Source organism: Bradyrhizobium sp. HKCCYLRH3073 (assembly GCF_051167995.1).
In the GTDB taxonomy this organism is placed as follows: domain Bacteria; phylum Pseudomonadota; class Alphaproteobacteria; order Rhizobiales; family Xanthobacteraceae; genus Bradyrhizobium.
Window position 1 is genome coordinate 464,413 of record NZ_JBNPUD010000003.1, and the last position, 19,643, is coordinate 484,055.

Annotated in this window: 17 protein-coding genes; 10 read left to right on the top strand and 7 right to left on the bottom strand. The window is 66.6% G+C overall.

What is annotated here, in order from left to right; genetic code table 11:
• Positions 1-26: 26 nt before the first annotated feature.
• Together ACQR1X_RS09850 and ACQR1X_RS09855 are read left to right on the top strand one after the other, a co-directional pair.
• Positions 27-575, top strand: coding sequence for a phage tail protein (locus tag ACQR1X_RS09850; protein ID WP_316215806.1), 549 nt, complete (start codon positions 27-29; stop codon positions 573-575).
• A gap of 16 nt (positions 576-591) precedes the next feature.
• The gene (locus tag ACQR1X_RS09855; RefSeq protein ID WP_434898728.1) at positions 592-1,107 is read left to right on the top strand and encodes a GNAT family N-acetyltransferase; all 516 of its coding nucleotides are present in this window, start codon (positions 592-594) and stop codon (positions 1,105-1,107) included.
• On the opposite strand, the gene ACQR1X_RS09860 is transcribed toward ACQR1X_RS09855, so the two are convergent.
• Positions 1,104-2,057: an alpha/beta fold hydrolase gene (locus ACQR1X_RS09860; protein ID WP_434898729.1), complete on the bottom strand. Its 954-nt coding sequence runs from the start codon at positions 2,055-2,057 to the stop codon at positions 1,104-1,106. The two genes, ACQR1X_RS09855 and ACQR1X_RS09860, sit on opposite strands and share 4 nt — an antisense overlap.
• A gap of 175 nt (positions 2,058-2,232) precedes the next feature.
• Here ACQR1X_RS09860 and ACQR1X_RS09865 point away from each other — a divergent pair, with 175 nt between their 5' ends.
• The 7 genes from ACQR1X_RS09865 to ACQR1X_RS09895 all read left to right on the top strand — a co-directional run bounded on the left by ACQR1X_RS09865 (position 2,233) and on the right by ACQR1X_RS09895 (position 9,765).
• Complete coding sequence (locus tag ACQR1X_RS09865; RefSeq protein ID WP_316178747.1) at positions 2,233-3,492, top strand: D-alanyl-D-alanine carboxypeptidase family protein; 1,260 nt, start codon at positions 2,233-2,235, stop codon at positions 3,490-3,492.
• A 4-nt stretch (positions 3,493-3,496) separates the two neighbouring features.
• Positions 3,497-4,177 carry a dTMP kinase gene (tmk, locus tag ACQR1X_RS09870; protein ID WP_315799977.1) on the top strand — a complete coding sequence of 227 codons (681 nt, stop codon included), beginning with the start codon at positions 3,497-3,499 and terminating at the stop codon, positions 4,175-4,177.
• Positions 4,174-5,214, top strand: a complete 1,041-nt coding sequence (locus ACQR1X_RS09875) for a DNA polymerase III subunit delta' (RefSeq protein ID WP_316178745.1) — start codon at positions 4,174-4,176, stop codon at positions 5,212-5,214. Before tmk ends, ACQR1X_RS09875 begins: the two co-directional genes overlap by 4 nt.
• A 69-nt stretch (positions 5,215-5,283) precedes the next feature.
• Positions 5,284-7,362 (top strand): methionine--tRNA ligase, encoded by a 2,079-nt coding sequence (gene metG / locus ACQR1X_RS09880; protein ID WP_434898730.1) that lies wholly within the window; start codon positions 5,284-5,286, stop codon positions 7,360-7,362.
• Positions 7,362-8,153: a TatD family hydrolase gene (locus ACQR1X_RS09885; RefSeq protein ID WP_434883052.1), complete on the top strand. Its 792-nt coding sequence runs from the start codon at positions 7,362-7,364 to the stop codon at positions 8,151-8,153. Before metG ends, ACQR1X_RS09885 begins: the two co-directional genes overlap by 1 nt.
• A complete protein-coding gene (locus tag ACQR1X_RS09890) occupies positions 8,150-8,947 on the top strand; it encodes an MBL fold metallo-hydrolase (RefSeq protein WP_316178740.1) in 798 nt (265 codons plus the stop codon). Before ACQR1X_RS09885 ends, ACQR1X_RS09890 begins: the two co-directional genes overlap by 4 nt.
• Before the next feature lie 176 nt (positions 8,948-9,123).
• Positions 9,124-9,765 (top strand): antibiotic biosynthesis monooxygenase family protein, encoded by a 642-nt coding sequence (locus ACQR1X_RS09895; RefSeq protein WP_434898731.1) that lies wholly within the window; start codon positions 9,124-9,126, stop codon positions 9,763-9,765.
• 345 nt (positions 9,766-10,110) lie between these two features.
• Here ACQR1X_RS09895 and ACQR1X_RS09900 read toward each other — a convergent pair whose 3' ends face one another.
• The 3 genes from ACQR1X_RS09900 to ACQR1X_RS09910 form a co-directional block, all read right to left on the bottom strand.
• Positions 10,111-11,754 carry an acyl-CoA synthetase gene (locus tag ACQR1X_RS09900; protein WP_434898732.1) on the bottom strand — a complete coding sequence of 548 codons (1,644 nt, stop codon included), beginning with the start codon at positions 11,752-11,754 and terminating at the stop codon, positions 10,111-10,113.
• Between the two features lie 28 nt (positions 11,755-11,782).
• Positions 11,783-13,669, bottom strand: coding sequence for a TRAP transporter large permease (locus ACQR1X_RS09905; RefSeq protein ID WP_315799970.1), 1,887 nt, complete (start codon positions 13,667-13,669; stop codon positions 11,783-11,785).
• 90 nt (positions 13,670-13,759) lie between these two features.
• Positions 13,760-14,788, bottom strand: coding sequence for a TRAP transporter substrate-binding protein (locus tag ACQR1X_RS09910; protein WP_316236482.1), 1,029 nt, complete (start codon positions 14,786-14,788; stop codon positions 13,760-13,762).
• Positions 14,789-15,268: 480 nt separating this feature from the next.
• On the opposite strand from ACQR1X_RS09910, the gene ACQR1X_RS09915 reads away from it, so the two are divergent.
• Entirely contained in the window at positions 15,269-16,099 is an 831-nt protein-coding gene (locus ACQR1X_RS09915) for a hypothetical protein (protein ID WP_434898733.1), read from the top strand.
• A gap of 48 nt (positions 16,100-16,147) precedes the next feature.
• Here ACQR1X_RS09915 and ACQR1X_RS09920 read toward each other — a convergent pair whose 3' ends face one another.
• From ACQR1X_RS09920 to ACQR1X_RS09930, 3 genes are read right to left on the bottom strand one after another with little or no spacing between them, the layout of a single operon-like run.
• The gene (locus tag ACQR1X_RS09920) at positions 16,148-17,200 is read right to left on the bottom strand and encodes a hypothetical protein (RefSeq protein WP_434886124.1); all 1,053 of its coding nucleotides are present in this window, start codon (positions 17,198-17,200) and stop codon (positions 16,148-16,150) included.
• 34 nt (positions 17,201-17,234) lie between these two features.
• Positions 17,235-18,704: an ATP-binding cassette domain-containing protein gene (locus tag ACQR1X_RS09925; RefSeq protein ID WP_434898815.1), complete on the bottom strand. Its 1,470-nt coding sequence runs from the start codon at positions 18,702-18,704 to the stop codon at positions 17,235-17,237.
• 8 nt (positions 18,705-18,712) lie between these two features.
• The gene (locus ACQR1X_RS09930; RefSeq protein WP_434872803.1) at positions 18,713-19,642 is read right to left on the bottom strand and encodes a branched-chain amino acid ABC transporter permease; all 930 of its coding nucleotides are present in this window, start codon (positions 19,640-19,642) and stop codon (positions 18,713-18,715) included.
• Position 19,643 lies beyond the last annotated feature (1 nt).

Consider the following 19,643-nt stretch of genomic DNA (forward strand, 5'->3'; position numbering starts at 1 on the left):
ATTGCGCATTCCTCAGGAGAGACGTCGTGTCAGACCCCTTCGTCGGCGAAATCCAGGCCTTTCCGTTCACCTTTGCAGCCGACGGCTTCAACAGCGCGTGGCTGCCGTGCTTCGGCCAGTTGCTTCCGATCCAGCGGTATACGCCGTTGTTCGCGCTGATCGGCACCTATTACGGCGGCAACGGCACCACCAATTTCGCCCTGCCGAATCTGAGCGGCGCGATCACCAACGGGCAGGGCGACGGCCCCGGTCTGCAGCCGCGCGTCATCGGTGAGGCGATGGGGACCAGCACCGCCTTTCTGACCACGGCCGAGATGCCCGCGCATGCCCACACGCTGCAGCTCGGCAGCAAGGCGGCCGCGAATGCCACGCCAGGGCCGGGGACGGGCGTGGGCATCGTGGCGATCGATCCCAGCTTCAACGGGTTCCTTGCGCCGCCGGGCAATACGACGCTGGCGGTCAATGCGGTCACACCGAACGGGCAGAGCATTCCGCACGACAACATGCAGCCGACCCAGGCGCTGATCTGGTGCATCTGCTATGCGGGCATCTTCCCGTCATTCAACAACTCCTGAGCCGAGCAGGCTCGGGGTGACGCTCGGGATCGACGTCGTCTCACCGGACGTTCGCTTGCGGCTGCGGTCGGCCGAGACGGCCGACGAGCCGTTCCTGCGTGACCTCTTTGGTTCCGTCAAAGGTGCGCAGCTCGCCGCGGCCGGTCTGCCGCCGGCGATGCTCGATCTCGTGCTGGCGCAGCAGTATCGCGCCCAGCTCGCAAGCCATGCGGCGCAGTGTCCGGCGGCGCAGTCGCTGATCATTCTCCGCGACGCCGCGCCGGTCGGGCGGCTGCTGCTCGACCGCGCGGCGTCACAATGGCACGTGGTGGATCTCGCGCTGCTGCCTGGCGCGCGCAACGCGGGTGTCGGGCGCGAGATCATGCAGGCGGTCGCCACCGCCGCACGGGAGCACGGCGCCGCGGTGCTTTCGCTCGCGGTCGCAACCACGAATGACGACGCGATAAGGTTCTACGTGCGGCTGGGCTTCCGCGACGTGGCGGACAACGCGACAGCGTCGCATCGCATGATGGAGCTGCCGCTCGCGCGCTAACGAGCCGGAGCCACCTCGCGCAGAAACGCGATCAGCGCCGCGTTCACCTCGGCGGCGCATTCCTGCTGGATCCAGTGGCCGGCGCCGTCGATGATCAGCTTGCGCCGGAGATCCGGTAGCACGCGCGCCATGTCCTGAACGCGCTTGGCGCCGATCAGCCCCGTCACCACCGCGTCCGCGCTGCCCGCGATGAACAGCGACGGCTGGCGGATCTGGGCGTCCTGCCATGGCGCGGTCAGCTCCCAGTTGCGGTCGATGTTGCGATACCAGTTCAGGCCACCGCGAAAGCCGGAGGTGCGATAGGCTGCGATGAACTCGGCGAGATCTGCCTCGCTCAGCCACGGCGGGAGAGGCAGATCGGGCATTACGTCGCCGAGAAAGCCCTTGTCCGGCGCGACGAACAGCGACTGCGGGTCGGAGAAGCCGCGCGCCAGCATTGTGCGCATCGTCAGCGCGACGTCGCGCTCCAGCTCGGCTTCAGCAACGCCCGGCGCCTGAAAATACTGCCAGTAGAAATTCTCGATGCCGCCGGTGCGGAACGTCTCGAGGGGACGGCTGCGGCCGCGAAACGGCGGCGGGACGCTCAACCCGGCGACAGCCGTGAACATGTCCGGCCGGAACAGCGCCGCATGCCAGGCGACCGGCGCGCCCCAGTCGTGACCGATGATGACGGCGTTGTCCTCGCCGAGCGCCCGGACCAGCGCCACCATGTCGCCGACGGTGTCGAAGATGGAGTAGGCGGCCATGTCTGCTGGCGCCTGCGAGCGGCCGAACCCGCGCATGTCGGGCGCGACCACCCGATAGCCCGCAGCGGCAAGAGCAGGGATCTGGTGCCGCCACGAATAGGACAGTTCCGGCCAGCCGTGGCACAGCACCACGAGCGGGCCTTCGCCCTGCTCGCGCACGAACAGCTCGATTCCGTTGGCCTTGACGATCCGCGTCGATGACACCGTCTCCACCCTCGATCGCTCGCTTTTGATTGGCCGGCTTGATTGCCGGCCCTGGACGTATCGCACCGCGCGATGAGCCGTGCAAATCCCGGGACAGCGAACGGATCCGCGGATTGCCGAGTTGTTTGCACCCCCCGCAACTGCTAGAATCTCAGTGCGCTCCAGAGCTTAGCCGATGAATGTCATGACCTTACCGCCGCGTCGCTCCGGTTTCACGTCCGGACGGGTGACGCGTGCGCTCATCGCCTTGGCCGCGGCGTTCGCCGTCGGCTGGAGCGGCGTGCTCTACGCCGCCAACCAGAGCGTCCAGGGCGCGCGCAAGGAGGATGGCGGCTTCGACGGCGATGCGCCGACCGCGATCCTAGTGGAGGCCAACAGCGGCAGCGTGCTGTTCGAGAAGAATGCGGACGAGCTGCGGGCGCCTTCCAGCATGATGAAGCTGATGACCGCCGAGGTGGTCTTCAACGCGGTCAAGGACGGCACGATCAAGCTCAACGACGAATACCGCATCAGCGAGAACGCCTGGCGCCGGGGCGGGGCGCCCTCCGGCACCTCGACGATGTTCGCCGCGCTCAACAGCAAGGTGTCGGTGAGCGACCTCCTGCACGGCGCGATCATCCAGAGCGGCAACGACGCCTGCATTGCGCTCGCCGAGGGCATGGCCGGCAACGAGAAGATCTTCGCCGCCGACTACATGACCAAGCGGGCGCGCGAGCTCGGCCTCACCAGATCGACCTTCGCCAATTCCAACGGGCTGCCGGATCCCGGCAACAAGATGACGGTGCGCGAGCTCGCCATGCTCGCCCGGCACATCATCCTGGATTTCCCGGAGTTCTATAAGATCTTCGGCGAGAAGGAATTCACCTGGAACAAGATCCGGCAGCAGAACCGCAACCCGCTGCTGAACGCGATGGAGGGCGCCGACGGCCTCAAGACCGGCTACACCAAGGAAGGCGGCTACGGCATGGTCGGCTCGGCCGTGCAGAACGGCACCCGGCTGATCGTGGTCGTCAATGGCCTGGAGGACTCCGAGGACCGCGCCACCGAGGCCAAGAAGATGCTGGAATGGGGCTTCCGCAATTTCGAGACCCGCACCCTGTTCGCGGCGGAGCAGCCGATCGGCTACGCCAAGGTGTTCGGCGGCGAGAGCCGCTCGGTCAAGCTGTCGAGCCCGGTGCCGGTCAAGGTCATGGTGCAGAAGAACGGCGGCGACAAGCTGATCGCCCGCATCATCTACAGTGGCCCGGTCAGGGCTCCCATCGAGCCCGGGCAGAAGGTCGGGGTTGTCAGGGTCTGGCGCGGCCCCAATATCGCCATGGAGGCCCCTGTCTATGCTGCGGAGGCGGTGGGCAGGGGATCCACGATGCGGCGTGCGATCGATGGGGTCAGCGAGCTCGTGATCGGGATGTTCCGCGCCGGGGCCGAGAAGCTCTAGAGACATGGCGGATTCAGCTTTGAAACGTGGTCCGGGCCGCGGCCGATTCGTCACCTTCGAGGGTGGCGAGGGCGCCGGAAAATCCACGCAGATCAAGATGTTGGCGGACCGTCTGCAGAAGGAGGGTGTGCGCGTCGTCCTGACTCGCGAGCCCGGGGGATCGCCGGGCGCGGAGATCATGCGCCACCTCGTGCTGTCGGGCATGGGCAAGCTGCTGGGGCCGGAGGCCGAGACGCTGCTGTTCGCCGCCGCACGCGACGACCATGTGCGCAACGTGATTCTCCCGGCGCTGAACCAGGGAAGCTGGGTGTTGTGCGATCGCTTCTTCGATTCGACCCGGGCCTACCAGGGCAGCCAGGGCAAGGTCGCGCCTGATGTGCTCAATGCGATGCAGCGGGTCACGATCGGCGACCTCAAGCCGGACCTCACGCTGATCCTCGACGTGCCCGTCGAGGTCGGCCTGCAGCGAGCCGCGGCGCGGCGCGGCAGCGGCGCGCCGGACCGGTTCGAAGGCGAGGACATCAAGTTCCACAAGGGGCTGCGCGACGCCTTTCACAAGATCGCCGCCGAGGATCCCCGGCGCTGCGTGCTGGTCGACGCCACGGCGAGCGCGGATACGGTCTCGCAACTCGTTTGGGACGCCGTGCGCGAGCGGCTGTTCGCGGAAGTGGCGGCCGCCTCATGAGCGCACGCAAGGTCGAGCCGGAGATCGCGGTCCGCCATCCCCGCGAGACCAGCGCCTTGTTCGGCCATCGCGAGGCCGAGGCCGCGCTGCTGTCAGCCTATCGCAGCGGCCGGATGGCGCATGCCTGGCTGATCGGCGGCCCGCAAGGCATCGGCAAGGCCACCTTGGCCTACCGCATGGCGCGCTTCGTGCTGACCCACCGTGATCCTGCGTCGGACGCGGTACGTACCGCCGGCTCGCTGTACGTGGACCCGGATGATCACGTGGCCCGGCTGATCGCCTCCGAGGCCCATGGCGGGCTGCTCACCTTGGAGCGCTCGGCCAACGACAAGGGCGTGCTGCGCACCGTCATCACCGTGGACGAAACCCGCGAGACGATCTCGTTCTTCGGCTCGACGGCGGCGGTCGAGGGCTGGCGGGTGTGCATCGTCGACACCGTCGACGAGCTCAATCCCAACGCCGCCAACGCGCTGCTGAAGATCCTCGAGGAGCCGCCGCAGCAGTCGCTGTTCCTGCTGGTCAGCCACGCGCCGGCGCGGGTGCTGGCCACCATCAAATCGCGCTGCCGCCGGCTGGCGCTGCGGGCCTTGGCGACCGACGACGTCATCAGCGCCGCGGCCGAGGCCACCGGCATGAACGGAGCCGAGCCGGCGCTGCGCGAGGCGGCCAGGGCCTCCGAGGGCAGCGTCGCGCGCACCCTGATGCTGCTGGGCGGCGACGGGCTGCAGCTGCAGACCCGGACCGCGGCGCTGCTCGCGAGCCTGCCGCGAATCGACGCCGGCGAGCTGCATGCCCTGGGTGATGCGCTCGGCACCAGCGACCGCGTCGCGCTGGCGAGCTTCCTCGACAGCATCGAGCGCTGGGTGGCGGAGCGGCTGCGCGCCGGCGATGCCAACGCGGAACTGCCGCGCCTTGCACGGCTGGCGGAGGTATGGGAAAAGATCGTCCGCGCCGCGCGCGACACCGAATCCTATAATCTGGAACGAAAACCGCTGGTTTTCTCGGTGTTCGGGATGCTTGCCGAAGCCACGCGGTAACCGCGCGACCATCATCCCGGGATCATCAGGATCAATCCGTCGACCGACGTCGTCAAAGAGGAATCTGCCGTGGCCAAGGCCAGCAAGACAACCGTGAAAAAGGGCAAGCCCGCGAGCAAGAGCGGCGCGAGGAAGGCTGCCCACAACGCGCCCGCGAAGGGCAAGGTCAGCGCGGCCAAGGCGAAGGCGGCGAAGGACAAGGACGCCAAGAAAAAGACCGCCACATCCAAGACGGCCCCCGCGAAAGCCAAGAGCAAAGCTCCGGCGGCGACCGCGGCCAAGAAAGCTTCGAAGAGCGCCGCCAAGAAAGCGGTCAAGAAAGCTGTGAAGGCGCCAGCCAGGAAGGCCGTGGCAAAGCCCGCCACACCGCCGGCCAAGAAGACCGCCGCCAAGCCTGCGGCAGCAACGAAAAAGCCTGCGGCAGCGAGGAAGCCCGCCGCTCCGAAACAGCCGGCCGCACCGAAGAAGGTCGCGCCGGCCATCGTTGAAGCGCCGAAGCCGCCGCGCGCCGCCAAGCCGAAGGCGCCGCGCAAGCCGAAGGTCGAGGCCGCTGTCGTCGTCGAAATCGACGAGATCGTAGCGCAGGTCGCCGCACCTCCGGTCGACAAGAACACCTTCTACGTCACGACGGCGATCGCCTATCCCAACGGCAACCCACATATCGGCCACGCCTATGAGGCGATCGCGACCGACGCCATCGCACGCTTTGCGCGGCTCGACGGCAAGGACGTCTTCTTCCTCACCGGCACCGACGAGCACGGCCTGAAGATGGTGCAGACCGCGCAGAACGAGGGCCTGACGCCGTCGGAGCTCGCGACCCGCAATGCCGGCCGCTTCCGCGAGATGGACGAGCGGCTGAACGTCTCGTTCGACCGCTTCATCCGCACCACCGAGCCCGCGCATCACAACTCGGTGCAGGCGATCTGGACTCGCATGCGCGAGAACGGCGACATCTACGCCGACACCTATGCGGGGTGGTACTCGGTGCGCGACGAGGCCTATTACGCCGAGGACGAGACCGTCGTCGGCGAGGACAATGTCCGCCGCGGACCGCAGGGCACGCCGGTGGAGTGGGTCGAGGAGAAGAGCTATTTCTTCCGCCTGTCGGCCTACCAGGACAGACTGCTCGCGCTCTATGAGAGCCAGCCGGATTTCATCGGGCCGGACGCGCGGCGCAACGAGATCATCAGCTTCGTCAAGGGCGGGCTGAAGGACCTCTCGATCTCGCGCACCACGTTCGACTGGGGCGTCCGCGTGCCCCACGACGACGAGCACGTGATGTATGTGTGGGTCGACGCGCTCACCAATTACATCACCGGCGTCGGCTTTCCCGACGAGAGCGATCCGAACTGGAAGTATTGGCCGGCCGACGTCCACGTCATCGGCAAGGACATCATCCGCTTCCATGCGGTGTACTGGCCGGCGTTCCTGCTGTCGGCCGGCGTCCCCGTGCCGAAGCGGGTCTATGCCCACGGCTTCCTGTTCAACAGGGGCGAGAAGATGTCGAAGTCGGTCGGCAACGTCGTCGATCCGTTCAATCTCGCCGACCAGTATGGCGTCGACCAGCTCCGCTACTTCTTCCTGCGCGAGGTGCCATTCGGCCAGGACGGCAACTACAATCACGAGGCGATCGTCGCGCGCATCAACGCCGATCTCGCCAACGACCTCGGCAATCTCGCGCAGCGCTCGCTGTCGATGATCTCGAAACAGCTCGGCGGCGTGCTGCCGGAGCCCGGCGAGTTCTCGGCCAATGACAAGGCGATCCTGGCCGAGGCCGACGCGATGATCGGCGCGGCGCGCAAAGCCATGGCGACGCAGCAGATACACCAATGGCTCAACGCCGTGTGGTCGGTCGTGGCCGAGGCCAACCGCTATTTCGCGGGCGAGGCGCCCTGGGCGCTGGCGAAGACCGATCCGAAGCGGCAGCACACCGTGCTCTACGTCACCGCCGAGGTGATCCGTCAGGTCGCGATCCTGACCCAGCCGGTGATGCCCGCGGCCTCGGCAAAGCTGCTCGACAGCCTCGGCATTCCCGAGGACGAGCGAACGTTCGCGCGGCTTGGCGGACAGCTCCGGATTGCTGCGGGCACGCAGCTGCCAGCGCCACAGGCGGTGTTCCCGCGCTACATCGAGCCGACGGCCGCGTGATGCTGGTCGACAGCCATTGCCATCTCGACTTTCCGGATTTCGCCGAGGATCTGGATGGCATCGTCACGCGCGCCGCGGCCGCCGGCGTCGGTCGCATGGTGACGATCTCGACGCGAGTGCGGCGCTTGCCCGAGCTGCTCGCCATCGCCGAGCGCTTCGACAACGTCTACTGCTCGGTCGGCACCCATCCGCACAATGCCGACGAGGAGGATGGTATTCCGGCCGAGGAACTGATTGCCCTGACCCGCCATCCGAAGGTGGTCGCGCTCGGCGAGGCCGGGCTCGACAATTTCTACGATCACGGCTCGAAGGACGCCCAGGAGCGCGGGTTCCGCGCGCATATCGCCGCCGCCCGTGACACTGGCCTGCCGCTGGTGATCCACACCCGCGAGGCCGACGAGCAGTGCAGCCGCATCCTCGAGGAGGAGATGGCGCGCGGACCTTTCAACGCCGTGCTGCATTGCTACACCGGCGGACGCGAGCTGGCGATGAAGGCGATCGATCTCGGACTGCACATCTCGTTCACGGGCATCGTGACGTTCAAGAAGTCCGAGGCCTTGCGCGCGCTCGCCGCCGAGGTGCCGGCCGACCGCATCATGGTCGAGACCGACGCGCCATATCTCGCGCCCGGCAAGTTCCGCGGCAAGCGCAACGAGCCGGCCTATGTCGTCGAGACCGCGAAGGTTCTGGCGGAGACCCGCGGCGTCTCGCTCGAGGAATTCTCGCAGCAGACCACCGAGACCTTCTTCAAGCTGTTCTCGAAGGTGCCGCGGCCAAGGGAGGCTGCATGACGCTGACGCTGACCATTCTCGGCTGCGGCTCCTCGGCCGGCGTGCCGCGCCCGGCGCTGGGGTGGGGCGCCTGCGATCCCAACAACCCGAAGAACCGCCGCAGGCGCTGCTCGCTGCTGGTGGAGCGCCGCGCCGCGCACGGCGTGACGCGCGTCGTGATCGACACCTCGCCGGATCTACGCGAACAACTGATCGATACCAATGTCGACCACATCGACGCGGTGTTCCTGACGCATGAGCACGCCGACCAGACCCACGGCATCGACGACCTGCGCTCGGTGGTCATGCATCAGCGGCGGCGGATTCCGGTCTATTTGAACCAGTCGACCGCCAAGGACATCATGCACCGGTTCTCCTATTGCTTCATCTCGCCACCGGGAAGCGACTATCCGCCGATCCTGACCCAGCACGCGATCGAGGCCGGCGAGACCCAGGCGGTGGAAGGCAAGGGCGGCGAGCTGAGGCTGACCGCGTTCCTCGTCCAGCACGGCAACATCCCCGCGCTCGGCTACCGCATCGGCAATGCCGCCTACACGCCTGACCTCAACGACATCCCAGAGGAGAGCTGGGGCGCACTGGAGGATCTCGACCTCTGGATTGTCGACGGCCTGCGCCCGGCGTCACACCCGAGCCATTTCTCGGTCAACGACGCGCTGGCCTGGATCGAGCGCTTCAAGCCCCGACGCGCCGTCATCACCAACATGACCGCCGATCTCGACTACGAGGTGCTGCGCCAGAGCCTGCCGGCCGGTGTGGTGCCGGCGTATGATGGCATGCGGCTGGAGGTCGGCTGATTGTTCGTTGGCCGGCTAAGGCCGTCATTGCGTGGAGCCGAAGGCGACGAAGCAATCCAGAGTTATAGCAATGACTCTGGATTGCTTCGCTTCGCTCGCAATGACGGGCAGGGGCGGGCGTCCGCAAGGGCCACGAAGCTGTAGCAGCCTGCGGCCGAATACATGGAGATGCTACCATGCTGTCGCTGTTCTTCGAGGTCGAGGTCAAGCCCGGCCATCTCGACCAGTATCTGCAGCTCGCTGCCGCGCTGCGGCCCGAGCTCGACGCCCTCGGCGGCTGCCTGTTCCTCGACCGCTTCAGGAGCCTGTCGCGCGACAACCTGATTCTGTCCTACCAGATCTGGCAGGACGAGGGCGCCATGACCGCCTGGCGCGTGCACGCCCATCACCACGACATCCAGACGCTCGGCCGCGACAAGGTTTTCTCCGACTATCGCCTGCGCGTCGCCGAGCTGGTGCACGAGGTCAGGCCGGGGCAGGCGGCTTGGCAGCCGGAGCGGCGGGGGACGTACAACGATCCGAAACGGCGTGCGCCGACCTATGTGCTGGCGGTGGAGACGGCTGCGCCGCAGCTGAGCATCGCGACGGATCTGCCGGTCGCGACCTTCTCCAGCGTCTATCGCAAGGGCCGCTTCGCGCATCTGATCGACTTGCCGGACGAGGCGAGCGGCGTGGCGCTGAGTGTGCGCCTGCTCGCCGACCCCGGCGCCGACAACATCCGCGTCGTCGAAGTCAGCAGAGACTACGGCATGTACGATCGCCGCGAAGCGCCGCAGTATTATCCGGAGAAGAGCAGGGGCGACGCGGCGGCAAACTGACCTTCTACGCCCGAGCGAGGAAAGACCATCGTCATCGCGGTGCTCATGAATGCGCCCTCGCCCCTTGTGGGAGAGGGCTCAAAGGTGCTGACTACGTCCTCACTCGGGTGAGGGGTTCGTGCCGCACATTCCGCTCTGAGTTCGTGGCAACCCCTCACCCGGTTTCGATGCTTTGCATCGAAACCACCCTCTCCCACAAGGGGAGAGGGTGCACCGCGCGTGTCGATGCAGCTCATCAGTTCATTGGCCGCGCGTAGGGCGGATTAGCGCAGCGTAATCCGCCATAGCCTCCAGCACTGGCGCGGCGGGTTACGCCTGCGGCTAACCCGCCCTACTCAGAGGCACCTACGCCGAGATCGCCTTCGCCGAATTCACCTCGTTGCGCAGCAAAAACTTCTGGATCTTGCCGGTGGACGTCTTCGGGATCGGGCCGAACACGACGACCTTCGGCGTCTTGAAGCCGGACATGTGGCTGCGGCAATAGGCGATGATCTCGGCTTCGGTGGCTTCAGCACCGTCCTTGAGCTCGATGAAGGCACAGGGCACCTCGCCCCATTTCGGATCGGGCTTGGCGACGACGGCGGCAAACAAAACGGCGGGGTGCTTGTAGAGGATGTCCTCCACCTCGACCGAGGAGATGTTCTCGCCGCCGGAGATGATGATGTCCTTGGAGCGGTCCTTGATGATGACGTAGCCGTGCTCGTCGAGCACGCCGAGGTCGCCGGTATGGAACCAGCCGCCGGCGAAGGCTTCCTGCGTGGCCTTCTCGTTCTTGAGATAGCCCTTCATCACGATGTTGCCGCGGAACATGACCTCGCCGATGGTCTCGCCATCGCGCGGCACCTCCTGCATCGTCTCGGGATTGAGCACCGTGACGGCTTCCTGCAACGGATAAGGCACGCCCTGCCGACGCTTCAGCCGCGCGCGCTCCGGCGGCGGCAGGTCATCCCAGCCGGGCTGCTCGGCGCAGACGGAGGCGGGGCCGTAGACCTCGGTGAGGCCGTAGACATGCGTCAGCTTGATGCCGATGCTCTCGGCGCCTTCGAGCACGGCGACCGGCGGCGCGGCGCCGGCGATCAGGCCGACCACCGGCTTCTCTCGCCTGCCCTTGGGAGCGTCGGGTGCGTTGATCAGCACGTTGTACACGATCGGCGCGCCGCACATGTGGGTGACGCCGTGGGTCTTGATCAATTCGAAGATCTTCGTCGGTTCGACTTTGCGCAGGCAGACATTGACGCCGGCCGCGGCCGCCATGGTCCAGGGGAAGCACCAGCCGTTGCAGTGGAACATCGGCAGGGTCCAGAGATAGACCGGGTGCTGGCCGAGGCCGCCGGCGAGAATGTTGCTGACGGCATTCAGATAGGCGCCGCGGTGATGCGTCACGACGCCCTTGGGATTGCCCGTGGTGCCCGAGGTGTAGCTCATCGCGATCGCGTCCCACTCATCAGTGGGACGGCGCGGCTCGAAACTCGGATCACCGGATGCGACCGCGGCTTCGTACTCGATCTCGCCGATGCGGCTGCCGCCGGCATAGGAGGCGTCATCGACGTCGATCACGAACGGCTTGGCGCCGCTCATCAGCTTCAGCGCCTCGCTGATCACGGCAGAGAATTCGGGATCGACCAGGATGATCCTGGCCTGGCCGTGATCGAGCTGAAACGCGATCGAGGATGCATCGAGGCGGATGTTGAGGGTATTGAGCACGGCGCCGGCCATCGGCACGGCGAAATGCGCCTCGTTCATCGCCGGGATGTTCGGCAGCATCGCCGCCACGGTGTCGCCCACACCGATGCCGTGGCCGACCAGATAGGACGCGAAGCGCCGGCAGCGCTCATAGGTCTGGCGCCAGGTGAAGCTGCGGCCTTCATAGACCGTGCTGACATGGTCGGGATAGACAGCCGCGCTGCGCGCCAGGAAGCTGAGCGGGGTCAGCGGCACGTAGTTGGCCGGCGTCTTGTCCAGGCCGAGCTTGTACTGGTTCGTGCTCATCACCACCCTCCCTCGTCATCTGAAGAGTTTACAGGAACCCGATCGAAATCCACGGAAAAATCGCGACCACGATCAGACCGATGAGAAGCGCCAGCAGGTAGCCCCAGATCGGCCGGATGCCCTCGGCGGGATCAACCCGGCCGATCGCGCAGGCCGCGTAATATCCGACCCCGAACGGCGGCGCGAACAGACCAATGCCCATCGCCAGGATGATCACCATGGCATAGTGCACCTCGTGCACGCCGACGGCGCGGGCGATGGGAAACAGCAGCGGGCCGAACAGCACGATCGCCGGAATGCCCTCGAGCACGCTGCCCAGGATCGTGAAGGCGACGATCGAGACCGCGATGAACGTCGCCGGGCCGCCCGGCAGCCCGGTCATCGCGGCCGCCAGCGCGCGCGAGAAGCCGGACTGCGTCAGGCCCCAGGCCATGCCGGTGGCGGTGCCGATGATCAGCAGGATGGCGCCGGACAGCGCCGCCGTCTCGATCAGCATCGGCATCAGCCGGCGCCAGTCGAAGCGGCGATAGACCAGGAGGCCCGCCAGCACGCCATAGACGATGCCGATGGTCGAGACCTCCGTCGCCGTCGCGACGCCCTCGACGACGGCCGCGCGGATCACGAAGGGCAGGGCCAGGGCAGGGAGCGAGACGATGAAGGCCTTGCCGATCTCGGCTCCGGTGGCGCGGCGGACGCCGCTCATGTCCTCGTTGCGGTAGCGCCACCACACCAGCGTGCACAGCGTGATCGCCAGCACCACGCCCGGCAGCAGGCCGCCGGTGAACAGCGCCGCGATCGACACGCCGGTGACGGAGCCGATGGTGATCAGCACCAGGCTCGGCGGAATGGTCTCGGTTTGCGCGCCGGTGGCGGCGAGCAGGGCGACGAGATCGCCGGGCCTGGCGCCGCGCGCCTTCATCTCCGGAAACAGCACCGGCGCGACCGCGGCCATATCGGCGGCCTTGGCGCCGGAAATGCCCGAGACCAGGTACATTGCGCCGACCAGCACGTAATGCAGCCCGCCGCGGACGTGACCCAAGAGGCTTGCCAGGAACGCGACCATGGCGCGGGCCATGCCGGTCATCTCGATCAGCAATCCGAGAAAGACGAACAGCGGCACCGACAGCAGGATGAGGTGGCTCATGCCCTCGTCCATACGCCCGACCAGCACCATCAGCGGCGTGCGCGTCGTCAGCGCGAGATAGCCGAAGATCGCGAGCCCGAAAGCGAACGCGATCGGCACGCCGGCGAAGACGCACAAGCCGACCACGCCGACGAAGAAGATCACGAGGTTGATGTTGCCGAGCGGCTTCAGCAGCGGCTGCGCCACCCAGAACAGCGCGATGATGGCTACGACGGAGACGACGGCCAGCAGCATCGTCCTGACGCTGGCCGTGCGGGCGAGACGGATGAGGGCGAACAGCGCCATCAGTCCGACGCCGACCGGCAGTGCGGCGGCGCGCCAGATGTTTTCGATCTGCAGCGCCGGCGTGGTGATGAAGCTTTCCTCGTAGGCGTACTCCCAGGACGGCCAGGCGATCATGACCAGGAACGCCAGCGCCGCGCTCGTCGCGACCAGATCGAGATAGGCGCGCAAGCCGGGGCTGGCGCGCGCCACCATTGCCGTCATCCGCATGTGCTCGCCGCGGCGGAACGCCACCGCGGCGCCGAGCATTGCGAGCCACAGGAACAGGATCGAGGCCAGCTCGTCCGACCAGATCAGCGGCTGGTGCAGGACGTAGCGCGCCACGACGCCCGCGAACAGGATGACGATCTCGGCCACGACGAGCAGCGCGGCGGGGATCTCGACGAGGAGGCCGAGCAGGGCCTCCAGGCCGTCGAGCCAGGACCGGCGGCGAGGGGTCTCGATGATCACCTCGCTGATCGCAATTTCCGTGAACTCGGCATGCGCCATGACGTCACCCGAACGCGCCCTACGCCATTCTTGTTTTGAGCATGATCTTTTCGGAAAACCGGTCTCCACTTTTCCGGATCATGCTCGGGGCTACGACAGCTTGCCGACGGCCTTTTCGAGCAGCGCCCAGGCCTCGTCGCCGTATTTGCCCTTCCACTCGGCATAGAAGCCGGCGGTGCGCAGCTTGTCGCGGAACGGCGCGACGGTCGGCTGATTGAAGGTCAGGCCCTTCGACGCGAGCTCTGCCTGCAGGCCGGCATTGAGCTTGGCGACGTCCTCGCGCTCCTTCACGGCGGCCGCGTTGATGTGCTTGGCGACGATCGTGCGCATGTCGGCCGGCACGGCCTCCCAGGCACGGCGGTTCGCCAGGAACCAGAAGCCGTCCCACATGTGATTGGTCAGCGAGCAGTACTTCTGCACCTCGTAGAGCTTGGCGGTGGAGATGATCGCCAGCGGGTTTTCCTGGCCCTCGACCACCTTGGTCTGCAGCGCCGAATAGACCTCGCTGAAATTGATCGAGGCGGGCGCCGCCTCGAATGCCTTGAACATCGAGGTCCACAGCGGTGACACCGGCACGCGGATCTTGAAGCCCTTGAGGTCATCCGGACCGTTGATCGGCTTGGTCGACGACGTCGTCTGGCGGAAGCCGTTGTCCCAGATCTTGTCCATGACCACCAGGCCGGCCTTGTTGATCTGGCCGCGCACATAGGCGCCGAGATCGCCGTCCATGGCCTTCCAGACCGTGTCGTAGTCCGGGAACGCGAAGCCGATGCCATTGATCGACGCGGCTGGCACCAAGGTCGCGAGGATCAGGCCCGAGAGCGTGAAGAACTCGACGCCGCCGGAGCGGATCTGGCTCAGCATGTCCGTGTCGGAACCGAGCTGGTTGTTCGGGAATATCTGCAGGTCGAACTTGCCGTTGGTCTCGGCCTTGATCGCCGCCGCCATCTCCTTGGCGCGGACGTTGAGCGGATGGGAGTCGGGGAGGTTGTTGGCGTATTTGTACGTGAACTCGGCGCTCTCAGCGCGCGCCACATGCGGCGCTGCGACGGTGCCAATTCCACCCAGTACGGCTGACGCCGCGGAGGCCTTCAACAGCGCGCGTCGTGACAGGCTCATTCTCGTTTCTCCCTGGAGAAGCTTCTTCTCGTTGCATCGCGCCGCCGCAAGCATCGCCGGACGAATCCTGCGACATCAGCGACGTCGCCTGCGCTTATTGCAGCGATGGGCCGCAGCAGCAATATCGGCGTTCGCAGCAGGCCCCATGCGCAGCGCGAGTCTCGGCGATGGCGAGCGCCCATCAGCTTGGGCTGGCCGGGGGGTCTGAAGGGCCCGCGGCTGCCGTAAATTCGAGGATTCGGCGCCAAGCCATTGAACTCCCTCAGCATATAAATATTCCATAATATACCTTATGCGAATTGGCTATGGGCGGTTGCCTGACGGTGGAAGCCGCACATCGGCCCGCCCAGCGCACGTCGGCGCCTGTGCGAAATCGCCCCCGCCTCGTCACGGCGCAGTCTTCGTTTGGTCAAAGCCCAGAGGTCAAAACCGCATCCTTCAGGATTGGGCACGGGCGTATCGTGAATGGGATCCGAAGACATGCCAGTTCAGTCGACGTCGAAGGAAGTTGATCCGGGTGATGTCGCGCTGCCGCCTGACGACGCTGTCTGCGAGGAGATCTATCAGCGGGTGCTGGCCGAGGTGCGCGCACGTATCGATCAGCGGATCGCCGCCATCGAGGCCCAGGCCGCCGCAGATGCTGTCGAGGCTGCCGAACCCGCTGCAGGCATCGAGCACCTGGAAACGCCTCCTCCGGCCCGGCGCCGGCCCGTATTGCGGGCCATGATCACGCTGATGGCGTCAGCCGGGCTCATCGGCGCGGCCATCACCCTGGCGCGGGACCATACCGAGACCATCACCTCCGTCACCGATCGGATCGAAGCGGCGGTTCAATCCATCCGGCGCGAGAACGCTCAGACGGCGAATCCAGCCGTGACGCTGGAGACGGCGGCGAACGGATCGAGTGTGGCCGAGACGGCCCCTGCCTCACCATCACCATCCGTATCACCATCCGTTTCGCCAACACCGGAGACGTCACCGTCAGCATCATCAACGCGCTCCAGCGATCCATCCTCCGCGATGGCGGAGGCAACGTCGGAGCGTGACATGCCGCCCGCTCCCGACCGGGACGTTATGCCACTGATCGAGAAGATCGCGCATGATGTCGCCGAACTGCAGAGCGGGTTCCAGGAGTTCAAGTCCAGCCAGGAGCAAGCCAACCGCGATCAGGCCAGGGCGATCGAACAGCTGCAGGCAAGCCAGGACCAGCTGGTGCGCGCGGTCCGGGGGGCGAAGACCGAGGCCACGACGGTTGGCGCAGCCGTTCGCCTCCCACCCCGGCCGCCTCAGGCCCGCCCGCCTCGCTTCTAAGAAGTTGCTCGGTTCTCCCGGACGCGCAGGCATGTGCGGACTTTGCGATCAGCGAAATCGCCAGGCCCAGTGCGCGTCGCCCCGGTCTCGCCGCTCGACGATGTCGATCCTCATGAATCGGTCGTGCGCGAGCGCCGTGCCGACCCAGAGTTCGCTCCAGGCCTCGAACACGGCTGGCGGGAGGTTGTCCCGCTCGGACATCAGACGCCAGGACGTCTGGCGTACGAGGATCGAGTCGCGATCCGGCGACAGCTCTGCGTCGTCGCCTTGGCCGCGGGCCAGTCGCGCGAACGCCTTGGCGAACCCTGCGGCGCCAGGCTCGACGCCGCCAAGAAGCGCTGCGACCTCGTCGAACGTATGCATGCCGATCAGCCTCGCCGCGGCGCCGGCCAGATGGCCGCCTTCCTCCGGGCCGAGCACGGCCACCGTCTCCGGCACGATCGAGGTGATATACTCCATCGCATAGTTGCGGAGCACCTTGGGGAGCCGTTCTTCGGGCCAGGCATTCTCCGCGAGCTTGGGAGCGCGGGCCGGATCGAAAGCCGGGCAACGCTCGCCCGGCGAGAACTGAAGACGTTCGTCCGGCGCGAGATCGTGATCCCATTCCTTGTAGTAGCCTTCGAGGCCGGGCTGGCCGTCGACGGTCTGCCCGGTGCAGACGAAGCCGAGCCTGGGATTGCCGAGGACGACGCCATTGTTGGCGTGCCATCCGCGCAGCATCGCGCGCGACACCTCGGAGGGAATGCCGCAGATCGCCGTCCCCGACCAGATCCAGCGCGGCGGCGGATAGCGCACCCACGCCTTGCGGTCGTTTTCGTAGACGTATTCGACCTTCACGCCGCCGACCTGATTGGACAGGTAATGGTACTGCGCACACGCGACCGCATGCGGCAGACCGTCGAGACCGAGCTTCTTCAACCCCGGAAGGAAGCGAGCCAGTTGCTGCCGCCGAAACGTCCGGAACACGATCTCCGCAGCGCGCTGCGGACCCGCCCGCGACGACAACATCAGGATGAGGCCGGTCAGGTAGGAGTGATAGATCAGCTCGACGGCGCGACAGGCAGCAACGTCGGCAACGGGTGCGTGGCCATCCCCCTTCAATTGGCTCCCCTTCCCCACGCTCTCCGCTCAACCCTCACAGATAGTTCGCAGCGGCCTCGGCCTCGAAGCGGTCCGGCGGGCCTTCCCAGACGATCTTGGCATGATCCAGCACGTAGACGCGGTCGGCGTGCGGGAGCGCGAAGGTGACGTTCTGCTCGCCGAGCAGCACCGTGATCTTGGTGGTCTCGCGCAGTCGGTCGAGCGCCTTCGAGAGCGTCTCCAGGATGACCGGCGCGAGCCCGAGCGTCGGCTCGTCGAGGATCAGGAGCTTCGGCTTCATCATCAGCGCCCGCGCGATCGCCAGCATCTGCTGCTCGCCGCCGGACAGCGTGCGCGCCAGCTGCGGCTGCCGCGACTTGAGGATCGGAAACAGCCCGAAAAGCCATTCGAGCCGCTCGGCACGCTCGGTGTCGGCCAGCGCATTGCCGCCGAGCTCGAGATTTTCGCGCACGCTCATGTCGCCGAACAACTCGCGCGTCTCCGGACATTGCACGATGCCTGAGCGGGCGATCTGCGCCGCCGTGCTGCCGGCAAGGCTGCGCCCTGCCCACTTCACCTCGCCCGAATATGGCACCAGGCCCGAGATGGCGTTGAACAGCGTCGTCTTGCCGGCGCCGTTGAGGCCGACGACCGAGACGAACTCGCCCTCATGGACGTGCAGCGACACGTCCTGGAGCGCCTGCGCCTTGCCGTAGAGCACGCCGACCTTGTCGACCTGCAGCGCCGGCGTGACGTCCTTGAAGCTCGCCTCCGGCCGCGCGGTCGACACCAGCGCGCCGCCGAGATAGACGCGCCGGACCGTCTCGTCCTGCATCACCTCGGTCGCCCTGCCCTCGGCGATCTTCTCGCCGAGATACATCGCCAGCACGCGGTCGACCAGCGCCGACACGCTCTTGACGTTGTGGTCGACCAGCAGCACGGCGTGGCCGTCGTCGCGGAATTCGCGGATGAGCTCGGAGAAGTCGGCGACCTCGGACGCCGTGAGGCCGGCGAAAGGCTCGTCCACCAGCACCAGCTTCGGGCTGCGCGCCACCGCCTTCGCAAGCTCGAGCCGGCGCAGATCGGCAAACGCCAGTGTCGGCGGCCGCCGGTCGATGACGCCGCCGAGGCCGACGCGCTCCGCAATGGCCCGTGCGCGCGCATCGACGTCCTTGTCGGCGAACAGCCGCGTCAGCTTGTCCGGCAGCAGCGCGACCTTGATGTTCTCCAGCACTGTCTGGCGCGCCAGCGGTCGCGAATGCTGGAACACCAACCCGACGCCCATGCGCGCGATGCGATGCGACGGCAGGCCCGCGAGCTCGACGCCGTCGAGCTTGACCGAGCCCGCGGTCGGCCGCTCGACGCCCATGACGGTCTTCATCGCGGTCGATTTGCCCGAGCCGTTCGGCCCGATCAGGCCGAGGATCTCACCGGGCCGGATCGAGAAGCTCAAATTCTTGACGGCGACGAGGCCGCCGAACCGTTTGGTGAGGCCGTTGACCTCGAGCATCGGAGCGCCGCTCATGGCTTGCGTCATGCCTTGGCCCCTCCCCTGATCATGCCGAGGAAGCCGTCGGGGAAGAACAGGATGACCACGAGCGCAATCACGGAGACGATGAGGGTCGCGAGCTCGCCGAGCGGCCGCAGCAGCTCGCCCATGCCGATCAGGAAGATCGCGCCGATCGCGGCGCCGATGACGGTGCGCCGGCCGCCGAGCACCGCGGCGATGATGATCTGCACGCCGACGCCGACATCGACAAAGGTCGAGACCGAGGCCGTGCCCATGTAGAACACCATCAGCGCGCCGGCGAGCCCGGAGAAGAACGCGCTGACGACGAAGGCGGCGAGCTTGTGCTTGGTGACATTGAAGCCGAGCGCGCCGGCCTGGATCTTGTCTTGGCCACTCGCCTGCAGGATCAGCCCGATGGCGCTGCGCGACAAGCCGAACAGGATCGCTCCGCTCACCAGCATGAAGCCGAGCGCGATCCAGTAGTTGGTCCTGGCATCGATCGAGATCACGTCCGGCACGGCGAGGCCGATCTCGCCGCCGGTCAGCCCTGCGGCAACGACGATGAAGTTCTGCAACATCAGCACGGCCACCAGCGTGGTCAGGCCGAAATAAGGCCCGCTGACGCGCAGCGCCGGCAGCGCCAGCACGACGCCGCCGACGACCGCCGCCAGTGCGCCGGCGGCGATGCACAGCCAGATCGACAGGCCCGGCGAGAAGTGCGCATCGAGAATGCCGGCCGTATAGGCGCCGACGCCGATCAGGAAGGTCGGTCCGAAATTGACCTCGCCGGCGAAGCCGAACAGCAGGTCCCAGGACATCGCGAACACCGCCGTGTAGTACGCGACCGTCAGCAGCCCGAGGACGTAGCCTGAGACGTAGGTCGGCAGGACCAGAGCCACGATCACGGTCAGGAGCGCGATCCAGAACAGCCGCGACGTAACGAATGCAGGCATG

What these genes read in the sequence shown, in the direction of transcription:
- ACQR1X_RS09865 (WP_316178747.1), top strand. Translation starts at nt 2,233, where the DNA reads ATGAATGTCATGACCTTACCGCCGCGTCGCTCCGGTTTCACGTCCGGA.
- tmk (WP_315799977.1), top strand. Translation starts at nt 3,497, where the DNA reads ATGGCGGATTCAGCTTTGAAACGTGGTCCGGGCCGCGGCCGATTCGTC.
- ACQR1X_RS09875 (WP_316178745.1), top strand. Translation starts at nt 4,174, where the DNA reads ATGAGCGCACGCAAGGTCGAGCCGGAGATCGCGGTCCGCCATCCCCGC.
- ACQR1X_RS09885 (WP_434883052.1), top strand. Translation starts at nt 7,362, where the DNA reads ATGCTGGTCGACAGCCATTGCCATCTCGACTTTCCGGATTTCGCCGAG.
- ACQR1X_RS09890 (WP_316178740.1), top strand. Translation starts at nt 8,150, where the DNA reads ATGACGCTGACGCTGACCATTCTCGGCTGCGGCTCCTCGGCCGGCGTG.
- ACQR1X_RS09895 (WP_434898731.1), top strand. Translation starts at nt 9,124, where the DNA reads ATGCTGTCGCTGTTCTTCGAGGTCGAGGTCAAGCCCGGCCATCTCGAC.
- ACQR1X_RS09900 (WP_434898732.1), bottom strand. Translation starts at nt 11,754, where the DNA reads ATGAGCACGAACCAGTACAAGCTCGGCCTGGACAAGACGCCGGCCAAC.
- ACQR1X_RS09905 (WP_315799970.1), bottom strand. Translation starts at nt 13,669, where the DNA reads ATGGCGCATGCCGAGTTCACGGAAATTGCGATCAGCGAGGTGATCATC.
- ACQR1X_RS09910 (WP_316236482.1), bottom strand. Translation starts at nt 14,788, where the DNA reads ATGAGCCTGTCACGACGCGCGCTGTTGAAGGCCTCCGCGGCGTCAGCC.
- ACQR1X_RS09915 (WP_434898733.1), top strand. Translation starts at nt 15,269, where the DNA reads ATGCCAGTTCAGTCGACGTCGAAGGAAGTTGATCCGGGTGATGTCGCG.
- ACQR1X_RS09925 (WP_434898815.1), bottom strand. Translation starts at nt 18,704, where the DNA reads ATGAGCGGCGCTCCGATGCTCGAGGTCAACGGCCTCACCAAACGGTTC.
- ACQR1X_RS09930 (WP_434872803.1), bottom strand. Translation starts at nt 19,642, where the DNA reads ATGCCTGCATTCGTTACGTCGCGGCTGTTCTGGATCGCGCTCCTGACC.